Source organism: Streptomyces sp. NPDC101234, from assembly GCF_044767525.1.
GTDB lineage: Bacteria > Actinomycetota > Actinomycetes > Streptomycetales > Streptomycetaceae > Streptomyces > Streptomyces sasae.
On the sequence record NZ_JBIWOA010000044.1, the window covers coordinates 60951 to 76584 of the forward strand.

A 15634-nucleotide genomic window follows, 5' to 3' on the forward strand; every position below is an offset into this window, starting at 1 on the left:
CATGAGCGAGTTCACCATGCCCTCACTCGGCGCGGACATGGACGAGGGAGTGCTCCAGGAGTGGCTCGTGGCTCCCGGAGACCAGGTGCGCAAGGGCGATGTCGTGGCGGTCGTGGAGACCGACAAGGCGGCCATCGAGGTCGAGTGCTTCGAGTCGGGGACCGTGGAACGACTCCTCGTCCCGGCGGGCACCCGGGTGCCGGTCGGGACCCCTCTCGCGGAAATCGAGGGCAGGGCCGCGGCGGAAGCGCGGGCGGGTTCCCCCGGAACTTCGGCGACCGGCAGGGCCGGGGCGGCCCGCACCCCGGTCGCCGAGCCAGCCGTGCAGAGTACGACGCCTGTACGGGCGGCCGGACAGGAGTCGGCCGCCGCACCGCACGAACACCCGAAACCTCGTCGAAAGCCGGTCCGGGAGCCGGTACGCATCGGGAAGGAGCCGACCAGGCAGCCCACACCCACGACGCCCGGACCCTCGCAGCCCCCACCGCCCAAGTGCACCGAGGTCACCTCGGCGCTCGGGGCCGGACCGCTGGTGAGGCACCTGGCGGCGCTGCGGGGCGTCGACCTGACGACACTGCACGGCACCGGACCCGGCGGCCGGATCACCCGCGCCGACGTGGAACACGCCCCGCCGCCCCACGCGCCCCGGGTGCGGTCCACACCGTACGCACGACGGATCGCCCACGAACTCGACGTCGACCTGACGGAAGTACGGGGTAGCGGGGACGGTGGGGCCGTACGGGCGGCCGACGTCCGCGCCCACACCGGTGAAGGCGAGCGGAAACGGCCCCCGCAGGACGGTGAACGGCGAGCGCCCATGGCCCTGCCGGCCGCCGACCGCCCGGAACAGCGTGCGGACGTCATGCGCCGGGCCATCGCCGAGCTCATGAGCCGCTCCAAACGGGAGATCCCGCACTACTACCTGTCCACGAGCATCGACCTCACGGCCGCCGTGGACTGGCTGCACCGGGTCAACCGCGGCCGTCCGCCCGCCGACCGCCTCGTGTCCGCGGCCCTGCTGCTCAGGGCCGCCGCGCTGGCCGCGCGCGAGGTACCGAGCCTCAACGGCTACTGGCAGAACAACGGGTTCGTCCCCGCCTGCGAGGTCAATCTGGGCGTCGCGGTCTCGCTCCGGCAGGGCGGGCTGCTGGCGCCGGTGATCCACGGCGCCGACACTCTGTCACCCGACGCCCTCATGAACCGCCTCAAGGACCTCGTCGAGCGCGCCCGCCGGGGACGGCTGCGCGGCAGCGAGACGTCCGGCGCCACCCTGACGGTCACCAACCTGGGCGACCAGGGCGTGGAGAGCGTGTACGGCGTCATCCATCCACCCCAGGTGGCCCTGGTCGGCTTCGGCGCGGTCGTCGAACGGCCCTGGGCGGCCGGGGGCATGCTCGGCGTGCGCCCGGTGGTCACGGCGACCCTGGCTGCCGACCACCGGGCCACGGACGGCGCCGTGGGAGCGCGCTATCTCACGGCGGTCGACCGACTGCTGCGGAAACCGGAGGAGTTGTGAGTCCTGTGAAGCCCCTGACCGACGCGGAGGCCACGGCGGTGGTCAAGGAGTCGATCACCCGGATCGTTCCCGACGCCGACTTCACCCTGGTCCAGCCGGACGACAGGTTCCGTGACGTGCTCGAACTCGACTCGCTCGACTTCCTCAGTCTGGTGGAGCTGCTGTCCGAGCGCACGGGAGTCCGTATCGACGAGGAGGACTACCCGGAACTCACCACCCTGTCGGATGCAACGCGCTTCCTGGTCGGCAGGTCCAGGGACGCGACCGGTTCCGCGCCGTGAGGCCCCTGACCAGGACGCCACGCGTCGCGCGGCACGGCTTCCCGACAGCTGCTGCGGACTCAGGAGCCAGCGGCAGAGGGCCGGGCATCGTCCCTCCGCCAGGCCAGGTTCCCGGCGACCGAGACCACGCCGTCCACGCCCCGGCACAACTGCTCGACGACGGGAATCAGACTCCGGTACTCCACGGTGCCGCTGAGTTCGACCCGTCCCTCACGCACCTCCACCGCCACGTCCGCCGGTTCGAGTGCCAGCGTGCGGTGCAGCACTTCCCTCGTGATCTCCTCACGGATGGCGCCATCGCCGCGCAGGAAGACCCGTAGCAGATCACCACGGCTGACGATGCCCAGCAGCCGGTCCGCCTCGTCGACCACCGGCAGCCGCTTCACGTGCTGAGTCTCCATCAGGCGGGCGGCCTCCACCACACTCCACTCCGGACGCGCGCACACCGCGGGAGCCGACATCAGCTCCTCGGCCCGGGACCCCTCGGCCTTCGCCCGTTCCCAGGCTTCCAGGTGCGGGACGGGAGTCCTGCCCGTCGGGTCGGCCTGATCGGCGCTCTTGCGCAGCAGGTCGGCCTCGGACACCACCCCCATCGGGCGCCCCAGATCGTCCACCACGGGTACGGCGGTGACGTCGTTGTCCGCCAGCAGCCTGACCAGTTCCTTGAACGGGGTGTCCCGCCGTGCCTGGACAACGGGCCGGGTCATGAGCTCCTCGACCGTTCGGTGGTGCATGGTGCCTCCCGGATACGGGCCACCCGCCTCGTGGTCACAACACTCTCGCCCGTGCGGCGGTGGGTCCCGCGTGACAGGTTCGGTACAGCACCATTCTGCGCAGAGGGCGGCGATCATGCGAGCTCACCTCGACGACCGACACTCCACCAGGAGGACGGCACCCCCTGCGAGCCGCCGGTACGGAGGGCCTCCTTCGAGGCGACGAGGTCGACGAGGCCCTGAGCCAGGGCTGGACCGTGCTCGCCGCCCGTCGCGCGAGTCCCAGCCGCGTGTCACCGGGCGGTTCGAGTTCCGCCCGGGCCGGCCTCCTCACCGCTGAGCCGGGACTCGACCCCCACCACGCCCTCCACCGTACCGACGAGGCGCTCGGCGACCCAGATGAGTGAGGTGTCGTGGACCGGTCCGCGGAGCTCGACGACCCCGTCCCGCACGGAGACGTGGATGGCGTGGGCGAACGTGGGGAACAGGTAGGACACCACTGTGCGGCGGACCTCCTCCTCGATGTCCTCGTCCGACCGCAGGAAGACCTTCAGCAGGTCGCCCCGGCTGACGACGCCCCGAAGCCGCTCCTCGTCGTCGACGACGGGCAGCCGCTTGACGTGATTCACGGCCATGAGGCGGGCCGCCTGAGCGAGCGTGACGTCCGGGTGGACCGTGACAGCGGGCGTGCTCATCAGCTCGGCGGCCGTCGTTCCCGCGGCCTTCGCCAGGTCGGACCGGCGCCGGATCCGCTCGAAGCGGGTGGGCTCGCGCCCCCGGAACTCCTCCCTGGGCAGCAGGTCGGCCTCGGAGACCACACCGACGACCTTTCCTGCGCCGCTCACCACCGGTACGGCGCTCACCCTCCGCTCCCCCATGACCCGTACGATCCGCTTGACCCGCGTGTCACGCCCCACGGCCACAGCGGGCACGGTCATCACATCGCCGACGATGTGCGGGGTATCGGGCATGTCCCGCCTCCTCGACAGCGTGCCGGAGCGGTTCACCCGGCCGTACGCACCAGCATCGGCACACCCCGGCGCACCGCAATCCGGCCGCAGGCCCGGTGGTGTGTCGCGGCGGGCCGCAGGCGGTGCGACGGTAGTCACAGGGGGCTCGGCAGCCGTACGGAGAAGGCGGTGACGGCGATGGAACTCCCTCTGGTCGTGGGCGTGGACGGGTCGGACTCCAGTCTCATGGCGGTCGACTGGGCGGTGGACGAGGCGGCCCGGCACGGGGTCCCGCTGCACATGGTCCACGCCTCCCTGTGGGAGAAGTACGAGAGAGCCCGGCCGTCCTTCGGCACCGACCGCCCGGCCGAGGAGGTGACGGCGGAGCACATCATCGCCTCCTGCGCGGAGCGCGCCCGGCTGCGCGACGCTGAGGTCAAGGTGTCGGCGGAGGTGCTGGCCTTGGACGCCGTGTCGGCGCTGCTGCGGACCGGACCGGAGGCGTTCGCTCTGGTCACGGGCTGCCGGGGACGTGGTGAGGTGGCCGGGATGCTGCTGGGGTCCGTCGGCCTCACGGTGGCAGCCCGTGCCGTGTGCCCGGTTGTCGTGGTCCGTGGCACGGAGAACAATCGCGAGGGGGCCTTCGGCAGCGTCGTGGTGGCGGTCGGTGACACGGCCGACGGGACTGGGGCCGAGGCCGTACGGTTCGCCCTGCGGGAGGCAGAGGCGCGTGGCTGCGCCCTGACGGCGGTACGGGCGTGGCGGATTCCGTCCCAGCAGCCGGTGGACCACATGTTGATCGCGGACGATGCCGCCCGGCTGCGCGAGGAGCGGGCATCGGCCTCGCTCGGAGACGCGCTGCGGGAGGCCGTACCGGACCGTACCGGGGTCGATGTGCGTCGTCATGTCGTCGAGGGGCCCGCTCACCGAGTCCTGTTGGAGGCGGCGGCCCGGGCCGACCTGATCGTCGTCGGCGCCCGGCGCAGGCAGGGCCACTTCGGGCTCCAGCTCGGCAGGGTCGCCCACACCCTCCTGCACCACGCACAGTGCCCAGTGGCCGTCGTCCCGCATCCGGGCTGAGGCGAACGGGACTGTCGCCACGGCTTGCCCCGGACAGCGCGGCTGCCGACACGCTTTCGACAAGAAGGGGGAGGTTCCCGCTGTCACCGGCCGGACCGACCGGTCCCGCGAAGGACCGTTCGGCCCCTGCCGTCGTGCGAGGCGTACACGCATGATGTCCGTAGGCCCCAGCCGCGCCGAGCCACGGCGCTCCGGACCGGGCCACGAGGAGGACATCGAGGAGGACGTCCGGGAGGTGCACCCAGTTTCGAGGGCCGGCTCCTGCGAGCCGAGAAGGCCCGATTGAAGACGTCGGCGCCCCAGTGCCTGGATGCCTCGGACGGAGCACTGCCGTCCACCGGGAAGCCGACAGAACACCGTCCGGAGTCCGCGCGGTCACAAGCGGTTTGTCGAAGGCGAAACCGGGCGCGACGTTGGGGCCGCAACCGCGGACCCGCAGAGAGCCGGCACCGGGAAGCGGGGCCGACTGCCGGAAGAAGGCGCGACCTCCGCACTCACGAGAAAGGCTGAAGGCGCCATGGTCCAGACATCGTGGACGACAACAGGCGTGTTCACGGGGCAGGGGGGCGTCCGTACCTGCGAGGCCGGGATCGTCACCGGGGAGCTGACCGTACACACCACCTGGGACGGCAGGCAGGCGGATGTGAAGATCCAGTACAGCGGCACCTCCGAGTGGTTCACCGTCACCGGCAGTCCGGTGCCGTGTCCTTCACTGCAGGACAGCCGAAGCCTGCACCAGGAGGTAGTGGAGGCCGTGCGGGCCGGCGGCGGCACCGCCGTCCTTCAGCACGACCGTCTCTGAACACCGGCGAGAACGGGTGTGCTCCCGTTCCCCGGATGCCCCTTCATGAGCGGGACGGGGTGCGGTTCACGTCCTCGCCGACGGCCCTGCCGGTTCCGGGGACTGCCGCAGACGGTGGTGGCGCCGATGTGTAAGCCCCCGTCGGCCGGCTCCTTGGTCACAGGAGCCGGGACGGTGTCCCACGAGGTGAGTGCCCGGCCGTGGTGGACCAGCGCTCGCACGGTATTCACTCCCCCGCTTCTCCACGGTCTCCCCCGCCGTGATCCACGACAGCACGGCCGCCCGTGCATTCCTGGGCCGGATCCGAGTGGTGTCGGCGGAAGACCGGGGCCCGGCCGATATCCCACGGGCGTACGGCGGTCAGCGACCGTTCGACCGCGGGCTCCAGCGCACCGCTGGTGTCGACCGGTACGGCTTCGGGCCACGCCGCTTCCCTGGCGGCCATGGCGCGGGCGATGTCCGGACCGGCGTCGGACACACCGGGCGTGCGCGTACTCAGGCGGGCTGCCGACACATCGTCCGGAACGCGGCAGTGCAGGGCCACCAGGTCGGCGCTGGCGCGTTCGGCCATCCGCACAGCCGCCTCCCGCTGCCCGGCATCGGACCAGGTGGCGTCCAGCACGACGGACTCGCCCATGGCCAGCAGGACGGCTGCGCGGTCGAGCAGGGCGGCGTAGGTTCTGGCCGTCCACTCGGGCGTGTACAGCCCCTCGCCGTAGCCGGCTGCCGCGGACTGCTCGGCGGGGATGCCGGCCAGCTCCTTGCGGATACGGTCGCTGCTGAGCAGGGTGACGCCCAGCCGGTCGGCCAGCGCTCCGGAGAGGGTGGACTTCCCGCTGCCCGGGAGTCCGCCGACGAGGACCAGGCAGACGCTGGAGGTCCGCAGATGGCGCAGTGCCATGGCGGCAAGCCTCCGCGCGGCCGCTTCAGCGTCGGGCGTGCCCTGACGGGCCTGGATCACGGAGACCTTGGCGCGGACGAAAGCACGGTAGGCGACGTAGTGGTGCCACAGGGAAGGGGGCGCGGGGTCTCCGGAGTACTCGCAGTACCGGGTCATGAAGTACGCCGCGTCCTGCGGGGCGCCGAGCCGTTCGAGGTCCATGGCGAGGAAGGCGGCGTCGTCCAGGCCGTCGAGACGGCGGAGACGGTCGTCGAACTCCAGGCAGTCCAGGACGCGGGGTCCGTCGTCGAGGCAGAAGATGTCCTCGGCGAGCAGGTCTCCGTGGCCGTCGACCACCCGCCCCTGCTCGATACGGGTGTCGAACAGCCGCCTGCGACCGGCGAGGTAGCGGCGTACCAGCCGCTCGGCCTCGGGCCCGGGCACATCGGCAGCCAACGCGCGGACCTGCGCGAAGCTTGCCTCCCACCGTGCTGACAGCGCGTCCCGCGTGCCCTGTTCGTCCACGTCGGGGCCGCGGGGTGCGGTCGCGTGCCACGCGGCCAGGTGGCGGGCCACGGTCCGCAGGACGTCGTCCACGACGGCCCCTTCCCGTACGAGGTGGGAGAGGCGGCGGTCCTCCGGCATGCGGCGCATCACCACGAGTGGTTCGGACGCCTCCGTATCGGGGCCGCGGAACTCGCCCACACCCACGTAGACGTCGGGGGAGAACCTGTGATTGAGGGCGACTTCGCGCTCGCACGCGGCCCGGCGCGCCGCGACCGTGGTGTAGTCCAGGAATCCCAGATCGACCGGCTTCTTGAGTTTGTAGACCCGGTCGCCGACGAAGAACAGCGTCGCGGTGTGGGTCTCGCACACCCCGGCGCGCGGCGGTGGCTCGCCCTTGTGCCGGGCACCGGACCGGAACACGGACACATCCGGCTGTGGCGCCGACAGCACCTGCTCCCTGCCGGGACCCGGCTCAGCCATGAGGAACGACCGCGACGGGGCAGCGCCCGTGATGAATGGCGGCCTGCGCCACCGGACCCAGGTGGGGCGCCAGACCATGACGGTGTTCGCGTCGGCCGACGACCAGCAGCACGGCGCCTTCGGCCGCTTGCACGACGGCCTTGGCCGGGCTTTCGAGACCGATGCCGTCGGCCACCTCCACCCGCGGGTACTTCTCGCGCCAGGGATGGAGCGCCTTGCTCAACTGCTTCTGCACGTCCCGCGTCATCTCTTCGGCGATGTCGTGATCCACACCCCAGGGCACACGGGCATGGAGCGGAACACTTCGGCCGTGGATGGCCACAAGAGGAACGCCCCTGGCCGCAGCGGTATGGAAGGCGAAATCGAGCAGGTGGTCGCAGGATCCGTGCAGCTTCAGAGCCACGACCACGCGGCCCGGGACGGCTGAGGGCGGCCCCTCCTCCCGTCTCCCGGCGCGGACCAGCACCACCGGCCGCTCGGCCCGTGCCACGACGGGCATGCTGACATCACCCAGGAAGTAGCTCTCCACGGACTCCAGACCTCGCGAACCGAGCACCGTCATCTCCGACTCCGACGCCGCTCGCAAGAGGGCATTCTGAGCATCGTCGGCGACCAGGCTCCCGACGACGGACAGTCCTGGGTGAAGGGCTTGGAGCTCCGCCCGCGCGGTGTGGACGAGACGCCTCGCCCAGTAGTTCTGGTCGGCCTCGGCGGGAACGCGGGCCGGTTCGGGGGCCAGCATCGGCCACGCGTGCAGCAGGCGCAGGGTGAGCTTGCGCTTCTCTGCCTCGTCGGCGGCCCAGCGGGCAGCGGCGAGGCTCTCGGGCGAGCCGTCGAGGCCCACGATGACGACTGGTTGCATAGCGGCGGCCTCCGTCTCGTAAGAAGCTGGGAACGACGGTGAACAGGTCCGTTCGAGCGGATGGTCCGGGCGTCGCCTGCATGCCGAGCGTGGTCCTCCCATTCGAGGATCCCCCCGATCTCCTTGACACCGCACGCGGAGGAGGGGCTTCAGGGCGTGGAATGCCGTACGAAAGGAGGCAGGGCGGTGCCGATTCCCCTGCTGGTCGGCGTCGGGCGGACGAGGCCACCACCGTGCGGGACGCCCATCGGGACCTGAAACTGTACGGACTCGACGGCGTCAGCGAGGAGACCCTGGAACAGGCCACCCGCCGCACCCCCGGCTTCCACGCCTCGCAGGATCCGCACTGGATTGTCCACTGCAACGACGCGGCCGCCTTCATCGGCAAGGTCGGATATACCGGACCGGCAACCCACCCCGAGACACTCGACCGGCTTCGACTCGACCTTCGGATGAGCGGTTGGCACGACGCGTCCCCGCTTCGGCTCGTGTGAGATCCACGAGGTCGGGTGTGTCGGCCTCGGGCCCTCCACCTTGATCGTGGACACCTCGACACTGGATCTTGAGTCCAGGAAGAGGGTGCCCGGATCGCTGCCTCCATCAGCGCCGCCCTGCGTGAACGAGGCACGGACGATCTGACCGCCCGACTGGGCGCGCAATTGGCGATGCTCGCCTTCGCCATCGCCGTCGAGCGCTGGATGCAGGCGGAAGACGACGAAGCGTTCCCGCCCCTCGCCCAAACAGCCCTGAGCGACCTGCGGGTGCGTGCCGCCGAACTCGACGCCCGCCCCGCCTCTCCGCCTGACGCGGAAGTCCGACGGTTGCCGTCCGTCGCCTCACCTTCAGCAGGAGGCCCGGCCTTCTTGCACGCCGGAACTAAAAGATCACGCAGCCGAGTCACCGCACTCGAACTCGCACCCGGCAAGATCGGTACGACAACAGCCACTCAGGCCGGGCTGCGGTGAAGGGGCTCCCGAGCTGGAGGGATTTGAGGTCGCCGTAGTAAGGAACGCAACCGCTGGGCCCCGACACCCGGTCTGGGGCGACGGCTATCAGGCGGCGATCATCAACTACCGTTTCTTCGCCCACGAGTTGCTGTCGACCGACGAAGTGCTCGCTCGAATGCACTGAGGAACTCGCAGCCGGAAATCACCGCGCGCGGTGCCGGCCGGAGCGACCTCACTGCTGGCGGTCGGCGAATGGATCGCCGATGCCCCCGGGTGTGCTGGAACAGGTCGGTGCGGACCCCGATCCGCTTCTGCCCAGGCGGGTCCTGCCCGCCGAGACCACGGTCCGCCGACCGCTGGCCCGCATCGACGGCGACGCGCTGGACCGGGCGGTCGGACGCTGGCTTGCCGACCGTCACCCGAAGGCGACCGGGCTGCGCGGACTCGCGGTGGACGGCAAGAGCCTGCGTGGCGCGGCAAAAGCGGACGGCCGTAAGATCCGTCTGCTCGCCGCACTGGAGCACGCCACCAGCCCGGTCTTGGCCCAGCTGGACGTCGGCATCGGCACCAGAGCGGGACTGCCCGAGCAGCTGGCCGAGCCGGTCGCCGTGGAAGTGCGCGGCGAAGTCCTCTGTAGGCATCTCGCGCCTGAGCGGTCAGGTCGTGCACCTGCGGATCACTCAGCAGCCTGTACACCGCTTGCTGCAGCAGTCGGCTCACCCACGTCGTCCCGGTGTTCAGCCACGTCTGCAGACGCTGGGCGCTCTCCTCGTCGCCGACACCGAGCGCACCCGACGCCCACCGGGAGACCCGGGGCGGCTTCCACGTCGCGTGTGCTCACACAACGAGTCGAAACCTCCCCCTCTATGGTCGTGCCACGCCGTGGCCGCCGTCGACGGTGACGATTGCGCCGGTGATGAAGCCGGCTTCCTCACCGACGAGCATCGCGATCGACCGGGCCACGTCCTCCGGTTCGGCGACCCGCCCCAGGGGGGTGTGCTCCACCAGACGCCGCTTGAAGTGCTCCGGCATCTGGGCACTGCGCTCGGTGCGGACGAAGCCGGGTGCTACGACGTTGACGTTGATACCGAGCGGGCCGGCCTCGTAGGCGACGAAGCGGGCGAAGGTGTTCAGGGCGGACTTGGCAGTGCCATGGGCAGCCATGCCGGGGGCCGGCGGACCGTCGGCCACGGCGCTGGACACGTACACGATCCGGCCATGCCCCTGGGCGCCCATGATCGTCAGAGCCCGCTGGGTGAGGGTATAGACGGAGGCGAGTTCGTCCGTCACCTTCGCTTTGAAGTCGTCCCAGGCAAGAGTCTGTACAGGGGTGGGTGTGAAGCGGGCGCCGGCATTGCAGACAAGAACGTCCAGGCGCCCGTCGGCTGCGGCACGCTGCAGCAGTTCCGCCGCCTGGCCGGGATCGTGTACATCGGCCTGCACGGCGAAGGCTTCGCCGCCGTCGGCCTCGATGTCCTTGACGACCCGGTCGGCAGCGCGGCGGTCCGAGAAGTAGTTGACGGCCACGCGGTACCCGCGGGCTGCGAGTTCCCGTGAAGTTGCTGCGCCGATTCCTCGGCTGCCGCCGGTCACAAGGGCCGTCGGCTTGGTCGTTGCCTGCATGTCTCCTCCGTGTCGACTGAGAGCGGTGTCGTTGCTCTGTCGGGAAGCTGTCGGTGATGGCGGTTCTTGGGTGAGCCGGGAAGTTCGGTGAGCGCCGGGGCCCGAGTGAGCCGGGACGGCCCGTCAAGGGTGCCCTTCGGTGCCGTTCGGCGTCCGGCGTCCGGCACTGACTGTCTTACGGGATCACCCGTTGACGAAGCCCATGTGCCGTTCGTCGTACCGGTCTCCGTGCACGCCGATGCGCGCTGCCACGGCATTGAGGTCGGCTACCTCATCAGCGGAGAGCGCAACCTGGGTCGCTGCTGTGTTCTCCTCCACCCGCTCGATACGGCGCGTGCCGGGTATGGGGACGATCCAGGGGCGCTGGAAGAGCAGCCAGGCCAGGGCCACCTGGCCGGGGGTGGCGTTCTTGCTCCGGGCGAGCGGGATGACCTGGTCGGCCAGTGCCTGGTTCGCTGTGAGATTGTCGCTGGTGAAGCATGGGATCGTGGCGCGGATGTCCCCTTCTGCGAAGGTGGTTGCCGCGTCGGCCGTACCGGTGAGGAAGCCCTTGCCCAGCGGGCTGAAGGGCACGAATCCGATGCCGAGTCCGGCCATCGCGGGCAGTACCTCGGGCTCGGGGTCGCGGGTCCACAGGGAGTATTCGCTCTGCACGGCGGTCACGGGGTGGACCGCGTGGGCGCGGCGGATGGTGGAGGGCGACGCCTCGGACAGCCCGAAGTGGCGCACCTTGCCGGCCTTGATGAGGTCGCCGACGGTGCCTGCGACCTCCTCGATCGGTACTTGGGGGTCCACGCGGTGCTGATAGAACAGGTCGATCCTGTCGGTGCGCAGGCGGCGCAGGGAGGCGTCGGCCACGCGCCGGATCTGTTCCGGGCGGCTGTCGAGGCCGGTGGTCTGCCCGTCTTCGATACGCGAGCCGAATTTGGTGGCGATCACCGCCTGGTCGCGCACGGGCGCGAGGGCCTCGCCCACCAGTTCCTCGTTGGCGCAGGGGCCGTAGACCTCGGCGGTGTCGAAGAACGTGACGCCGTGTTCCAGGGCGCGCCGCAGGACAGCGACCATGTCCTGCCGGTCGCCCGGGTTGGGACCGTAGGACTGGGACATGCCCATGGCGCCAAGCCCGATGGCTGAGACTTCGAGGCCCTGGCCCAGGGTGCGCGTATGCATTTCAGTCTCCTCGCGTAGTGAGTACGGGGCGGCCAAGTTCAGAGGCGGTGAAGCCGTCGTCGACGCGGGCGACGCCACCGGGGCGTTCGCTCGCCGGCGGAGCTGCCACCCGCCTCCGCTGGCGTCGTCAGCGAAACCGAGGCTCGCAGTCCTGGGGCGGGCCCTGCCTCTGTTGCGGGCGCCGGCAGGCCCTTCGCCAGGTTCCACAGTTCCGTCACACGACGCGCACCACCTCGGTTGGCCCTTCCCTTCTGGTGCCCGGCACAGGTCAGCGTTCGTCATGGTCCTGGAGCGCCTCGCGGATGTCCCCACACCGTCTGGTCCCACCCACGCGAGTTGCTGCCGGTCGTCGATGCCCGACGGGACATCGACGACCAGTGACACGTCCTCCGGTCGGTCAGCGGCTGAGAGGGGCGAGCGCTTCACGTACCTTGCCCGCCCAGTCGTCGACGCCCTGCAGGTCGTGCACTCCGACACCGCCCGGAGCGGCGCTGGATGCCACCACGTCCGGCCGCAGGGAGGCGATCAGTTCCAGGCTGCTCGCCAGGGCTTTCCGGTTGCTGAACGACAGATTTCCGGCAGCCCATGAGCCGTCGCGCTCGGTGTAGATGGTGTCGCCGGTGAACAGGTAGCGTTCGCCGGTCACGCCGTTCACCAGATAGCAGGTGCTGCCGGGGGTGTGGCCGGGCGTGGGAATGACCTCTACACCGTTGTCGTCCACCTGCCGGTGGTCCAGCCAGATGCCGCCGTCGAGGACTTTCGCGATCCGCTTGGCGTCGCCGCGTCCGGCGTGCAGTTGGGCGCCGAACCGGTCGGCGATCTCGCGGACCATCGGCCCGGCCTCGTCGTGATGGCTCAGATACTGGTGCGCGATGCCGCCGCGACGCTCGATCTCATCGAAGTCGGTATCGGTGACGGTCGAGTAGAACAGCACGTTGCCTCCGGACCGGGGGGTCCACAGGTATGCGTGTGTGGTCAGTCCCGGGAACGGGGATTCGCCCCGGGTCTCCCACAGGTCCTCACGGATCTTCTTGAGCATTTCGGGTACCTCCGGTTCGGTCCGGTCGGGTGTCGGCCGAATGTGGCGCCGTCGGTCGCGCGCCGTCGGTCCCGCGCCGACGGCCGTACGCCTCTGGTCGGGCGCGGGACCTGAGCGCGGGGTCCGGCTGCGTTGTGCGAGCTCGGGCGAATGCCGCACCGAGCCCGTCCTGTCCGGGACCGCTCCCCGTACTCGCGGCCTGCGTGTGGGCGTCCGTGTCCGGTCAGCCGACGAGGGCGGCGTAGACCTTGGCGATGTCGAACATGTTGTGGACCGAGACGAACTTCCCCGATGCGACGTCGACGGTGAAGATCGAGGTCGCCGGCAGCGCGAGACGGTTCACGCCCGACCTCGTGTCGACGGAGAAGGTCGGCAGGGCGGTGGAGACCACGGTCATGGTCGAGGGGGACCGCTCAGGCGGCAGGTCGACCGGTACGACATCACCCATGAGCGGGCTGGTCCAGATCTCGATCATCGTGTGCCTGACGGACGTGATGCGGAAGAACCCGGCCGTGAACTCCCTGACGGCCTCGGCGGTCATGATGGGTTCGTCGGCGTTGAACTGCAGGGTCGTGGTCGGTACGTCGAGGTAGGTGCCGGCCACGCGGGCGGCGTCCCTGGAGTCGACGGCGTCGTAGTACGCCTGGACGATCCTGACGAGGTCGGCGTCGGGTATTGCGGTCTGGGTGCTCATGTTCGGTTCGCTTTCTTGTGGTGCCGAAGGGGCTGCGGGCCCTCACCGGGCAGCCGTCGCGCCGGTGGGGGACGCCGCCGGTCAGGGGAGGAGGACGACCTTGCCCCGGTTGTGGCCGGCCTCGATCTCGGCGTGGGCCTTGGCGGCCTCGCCGAGGGGGAAGGTGCGCCACACCGGCACCGAGAGCCGGCCGCCGGCCACGAGGTCGGCGAGCAGGGGCAGGGCCTGCGGGAACCGGTCGGCCGGGTCGAGTCCGGTGAAGAGCACTCCGTGCTCGGCGAAGGTCATGTCGGCGATGGTGACGACGCGCGCGGCATCGCCGGTGAGGGCGACGGAGTCGGCGAGGACACCGACGCCTGCGGTGTCGAGCACGTGGTCCACCTCCGGTACGGCGGCCCGGACCCGCTCGGCCCAGCCTTCGCCGTAGCGGACGGCCGTGGCCCCGAGGCTGTGGACCCGGTCGAGGTCGTGGTCGCCGGCGGTGCCGACCACCGTGATGCCGCGGGCGACGGCCAGCTGCACCGCGACGGCGCCGACAGCGCCGCCCGCGGCGTGGACCAGCAGGGTCTGCCCGGGCGCGACGGCGAGGTGTTCGAGAGCCCGGTAGGCGGTCTCACCGACCGTGATCAGGGCCGCCGTGTCCTCGAAGGACAGGTCCCTCGGCTTGGCGAACGGCTGGTCCAGCAGGACGTACTCGCTGTAGCCGCCGCCGTGAACCGATCCGAAGACCTCGTCACCGCGCGAGAAGCCCGATCCCTCGCCCGCCTCGTCGACCACGCCGGCGACGTCCTGGCCGGGGATCACCGGGAACCGGACCGGGAAGACCCCCGCCATCCCGCCGGAACGGACCCTGAGGTCGATGGGGTTGACGGCGACGGCGCGGACCCGGACGCGGACCTGGCCCGGACCGGGCTGCGGCGTGGGGACGTCGGACAGGGTCAGCACATCGGGCGCGCCGTACTGGGAGTAGGTGATCGCAGCAGACATCTAAAGCTCCTGGAAACGAGGGGTAGGCAATCCCCACCACTGAATCATTCAGTGCGTGTGATTACCTTCGGTGTATCACACAGTATGTATGATTACCAAGCGAGGCCACGGCCCGACGACGGTGGCCCGGACAACCTGAGAGGTACGAAATGAATGCACAGCTCGGCGGCACCATCACTCCGGCCGACGGCCTGACCCTGACCCGCGTGGGTTACGGCGCCATGCAGCTGGCCGGACCCGGCGTCTTCGGCCCCCCGAAGGACCGCGCCCGGGCGCTCGCGGTGCTCCGCGCGGTGGTGGAGGCCGGCATCACCCACATCGACACCTCCGACTACTACGGGCCCGTGGTCGTCAACGAGCTCATCCGGGAGGCCCTGCATCCCTACCCCGAAGAGCTGCACATCGTCACCAAGGTCGGCGCCCGCCGCGCAGCCGACGGCAGCTGGATGCTGTCCCGTCACCCCGAGGACCTGAAGGCACAGGTCTACGACAACCTGCGCAACCTCGGCCTGGAAGCCCTGGACGTCGTGAACCTGCGGCTGGGTACCGCGGACGCCCCGAACGGCGACTCGCTGGCCGACCAGTTCGGCGCGCTGGCCGAGCTGCGCGAGCAGGGACTGATCCGGCACTTGGGGCTCAGCACGGTCACCCCGGCGCAGCTGGACGAGGCTCTGGCGATCGCGCCCGTCGTCAGCGTGCAGAACCTGTACAACCTGGCCAACCGGCAGGACGACGCCCTCATGGAGCGCACGGCGGCCGAGAACATCGCCTTCGTGCCCTACTTCCCCCTCGGGGGCTTCTCCCCGCTGCAGTCCGAGACACTGGCCAAGGTCGCCGCCCGTCTGGAGACCTCACCCCAGAAGGTGGCACTGGCCTGGCTGCTGCGACGGTCACCCAACATCGCTCTCATCCCCGGCACCTCCTCCCCGGAGCACCTGCAGGACAACATCAGCGCCACCAGCCTGGCCCTGCCGGACGACGCGGTCGCCGACCTGGACGGCATCGCCGGCTGACCGGCCCGGCCCGATGCGACCAGGCCTGCGAGGCGGGCATGAGGAAGGAGCCGCACGCGGCAGCGAAGGACCGGCAGCGGACATCCCGCG

The 15634-nt window shown here is 70.5% G+C and carries 15 protein-coding genes; 6 read left to right on the forward strand and 9 right to left on the reverse strand.

Annotated features, from left to right (window positions below; translation table 11 throughout):
- The first annotated feature begins 1 nt into the window (after position 1).
- Both ACIRR9_RS47590 and ACIRR9_RS47595 read left to right on the forward strand, forming a co-directional pair.
- The gene (locus ACIRR9_RS47590; protein ID WP_403765643.1) at positions 2–1516 is read left to right on the forward strand and encodes a dihydrolipoamide acetyltransferase family protein; all 1515 of its coding nucleotides are present in this window, start codon (positions 2–4) and stop codon (positions 1514–1516) included.
- Positions 1517–1521: 5 nt separating this feature from the next.
- Entirely contained in the window at positions 1522–1797 is a 276-nt protein-coding gene (locus ACIRR9_RS47595; RefSeq protein ID WP_403765646.1) for an acyl carrier protein, read from the forward strand.
- 59 nt (positions 1798–1856) lie between these two features.
- Here ACIRR9_RS47595 and ACIRR9_RS47600 read toward each other — a convergent pair whose 3' ends face one another.
- Together ACIRR9_RS47600 and ACIRR9_RS47605 are read right to left on the reverse strand one after the other, a co-directional pair.
- Complete coding sequence (locus ACIRR9_RS47600) at positions 1857–2531, reverse strand: CBS domain-containing protein (RefSeq protein ID WP_403765649.1); 675 nt, start codon at positions 2529–2531, stop codon at positions 1857–1859.
- Positions 2532–2803: 272 nt separating this feature from the next.
- Positions 2804–3481, reverse strand: coding sequence for a CBS domain-containing protein (locus tag ACIRR9_RS47605; protein WP_403765652.1), 678 nt, complete (start codon positions 3479–3481; stop codon positions 2804–2806).
- A gap of 177 nt (positions 3482–3658) precedes the next feature.
- Here ACIRR9_RS47605 and ACIRR9_RS47610 point away from each other — a divergent pair, with 177 nt between their 5' ends.
- Positions 3659–4540 carry a universal stress protein gene (locus tag ACIRR9_RS47610; RefSeq protein WP_403765655.1) on the forward strand — a complete coding sequence of 294 codons (882 nt, stop codon included), beginning with the start codon at positions 3659–3661 and terminating at the stop codon, positions 4538–4540.
- Between the two features lie 517 nt (positions 4541–5057).
- Positions 5058–5342, forward strand: a complete 285-nt coding sequence (locus tag ACIRR9_RS47615) for a hypothetical protein (RefSeq protein ID WP_403765658.1) — start codon at positions 5058–5060, stop codon at positions 5340–5342.
- A gap of 226 nt (positions 5343–5568) precedes the next feature.
- On the opposite strand, the gene ACIRR9_RS47620 is transcribed toward ACIRR9_RS47615, so the two are convergent.
- Both ACIRR9_RS47620 and ACIRR9_RS47625 read right to left on the reverse strand, forming a co-directional pair.
- Positions 5569–7098, reverse strand: coding sequence for an AAA family ATPase (locus tag ACIRR9_RS47620; protein ID WP_403765726.1), 1530 nt, complete (start codon positions 7096–7098; stop codon positions 5569–5571).
- A 103-nt stretch (positions 7099–7201) separates the two neighbouring features.
- Positions 7202–8071 (reverse strand): universal stress protein, encoded by an 870-nt coding sequence (locus tag ACIRR9_RS47625; protein ID WP_403765661.1) that lies wholly within the window; start codon positions 8069–8071, stop codon positions 7202–7204.
- A gap of 233 nt (positions 8072–8304) precedes the next feature.
- Here ACIRR9_RS47625 and ACIRR9_RS47630 point away from each other — a divergent pair, with 233 nt between their 5' ends.
- The gene (locus ACIRR9_RS47630) at positions 8305–8565 is read left to right on the forward strand and encodes a CbrC family protein (protein WP_403765664.1); all 261 of its coding nucleotides are present in this window, start codon (positions 8305–8307) and stop codon (positions 8563–8565) included.
- A gap of 1317 nt (positions 8566–9882) precedes the next feature.
- Here ACIRR9_RS47630 and ACIRR9_RS47635 read toward each other — a convergent pair.
- The 5 genes from ACIRR9_RS47635 to ACIRR9_RS47655 all read right to left on the reverse strand — a co-directional run bounded on the left by ACIRR9_RS47635 (position 9883) and on the right by ACIRR9_RS47655 (position 14531).
- A complete protein-coding gene (locus ACIRR9_RS47635) occupies positions 9883–10641 on the reverse strand; it encodes an SDR family oxidoreductase (protein ID WP_403765667.1) in 759 nt (252 codons plus the stop codon).
- A 183-nt stretch (positions 10642–10824) separates the two neighbouring features.
- Positions 10825–11811, reverse strand: coding sequence for an aldo/keto reductase (locus tag ACIRR9_RS47640; protein WP_403765670.1), 987 nt, complete (start codon positions 11809–11811; stop codon positions 10825–10827).
- Positions 11812–12208: 397 nt separating this feature from the next.
- Complete coding sequence (locus ACIRR9_RS47645; protein WP_403765673.1) at positions 12209–12745, reverse strand: MBL fold metallo-hydrolase; 537 nt, start codon at positions 12743–12745, stop codon at positions 12209–12211.
- A 328-nt stretch (positions 12746–13073) separates the two neighbouring features.
- Positions 13074–13544, reverse strand: coding sequence for a hypothetical protein (locus ACIRR9_RS47650; protein WP_403765676.1), 471 nt, complete (start codon positions 13542–13544; stop codon positions 13074–13076).
- Positions 13545–13625: 81 nt separating this feature from the next.
- On the reverse strand, positions 13626–14531 hold the full coding sequence (locus tag ACIRR9_RS47655; protein WP_403765679.1) for an NADP-dependent oxidoreductase: 906 nt from the start codon (positions 14529–14531) through the stop codon (positions 13626–13628).
- Between the two features lie 149 nt (positions 14532–14680).
- On the opposite strand from ACIRR9_RS47655, the gene ACIRR9_RS47660 reads away from it, so the two are divergent.
- Positions 14681–15544: an oxidoreductase gene (locus ACIRR9_RS47660; protein ID WP_403765682.1), complete on the forward strand. Its 864-nt coding sequence runs from the start codon at positions 14681–14683 to the stop codon at positions 15542–15544.
- The last annotated feature ends 90 nt before the right edge of the window (positions 15545–15634 follow it).

What these genes read in the sequence shown, in the direction of transcription:
- ACIRR9_RS47640 (WP_403765670.1), bottom strand. Translation starts at nt 11,811, where the DNA reads ATGCATACGCGCACCCTGGGCCAGGGCCTCGAAGTCTCAGCCATCGGG.
- ACIRR9_RS47600 (WP_403765649.1), bottom strand. Translation starts at nt 2,531, where the DNA reads ATGCACCACCGAACGGTCGAGGAGCTCATGACCCGGCCCGTTGTCCAG.
- ACIRR9_RS47635 (WP_403765667.1), bottom strand. Translation starts at nt 10,641, where the DNA reads ATGCAGGCAACGACCAAGCCGACGGCCCTTGTGACCGGCGGCAGCCGA.
- ACIRR9_RS47615 (WP_403765658.1), top strand. Translation starts at nt 5,058, where the DNA reads ATGGTCCAGACATCGTGGACGACAACAGGCGTGTTCACGGGGCAGGGG.
- ACIRR9_RS47610 (WP_403765655.1), top strand. Translation starts at nt 3,659, where the DNA reads ATGGAACTCCCTCTGGTCGTGGGCGTGGACGGGTCGGACTCCAGTCTC.
- ACIRR9_RS47590 (WP_403765643.1), top strand. Translation starts at nt 2, where the DNA reads ATGAGCGAGTTCACCATGCCCTCACTCGGCGCGGACATGGACGAGGGA.
- ACIRR9_RS47605 (WP_403765652.1), bottom strand. Translation starts at nt 3,481, where the DNA reads ATGCCCGATACCCCGCACATCGTCGGCGATGTGATGACCGTGCCCGCT.
- ACIRR9_RS47650 (WP_403765676.1), bottom strand. Translation starts at nt 13,544, where the DNA reads ATGAGCACCCAGACCGCAATACCCGACGCCGACCTCGTCAGGATCGTC.
- ACIRR9_RS47660 (WP_403765682.1), top strand. Translation starts at nt 14,681, where the DNA reads ATGAATGCACAGCTCGGCGGCACCATCACTCCGGCCGACGGCCTGACC.
- ACIRR9_RS47655 (WP_403765679.1), bottom strand. Translation starts at nt 14,531, where the DNA reads ATGTCTGCTGCGATCACCTACTCCCAGTACGGCGCGCCCGATGTGCTG.
- ACIRR9_RS47625 (WP_403765661.1), bottom strand. Translation starts at nt 8,071, where the DNA reads ATGCAACCAGTCGTCATCGTGGGCCTCGACGGCTCGCCCGAGAGCCTC.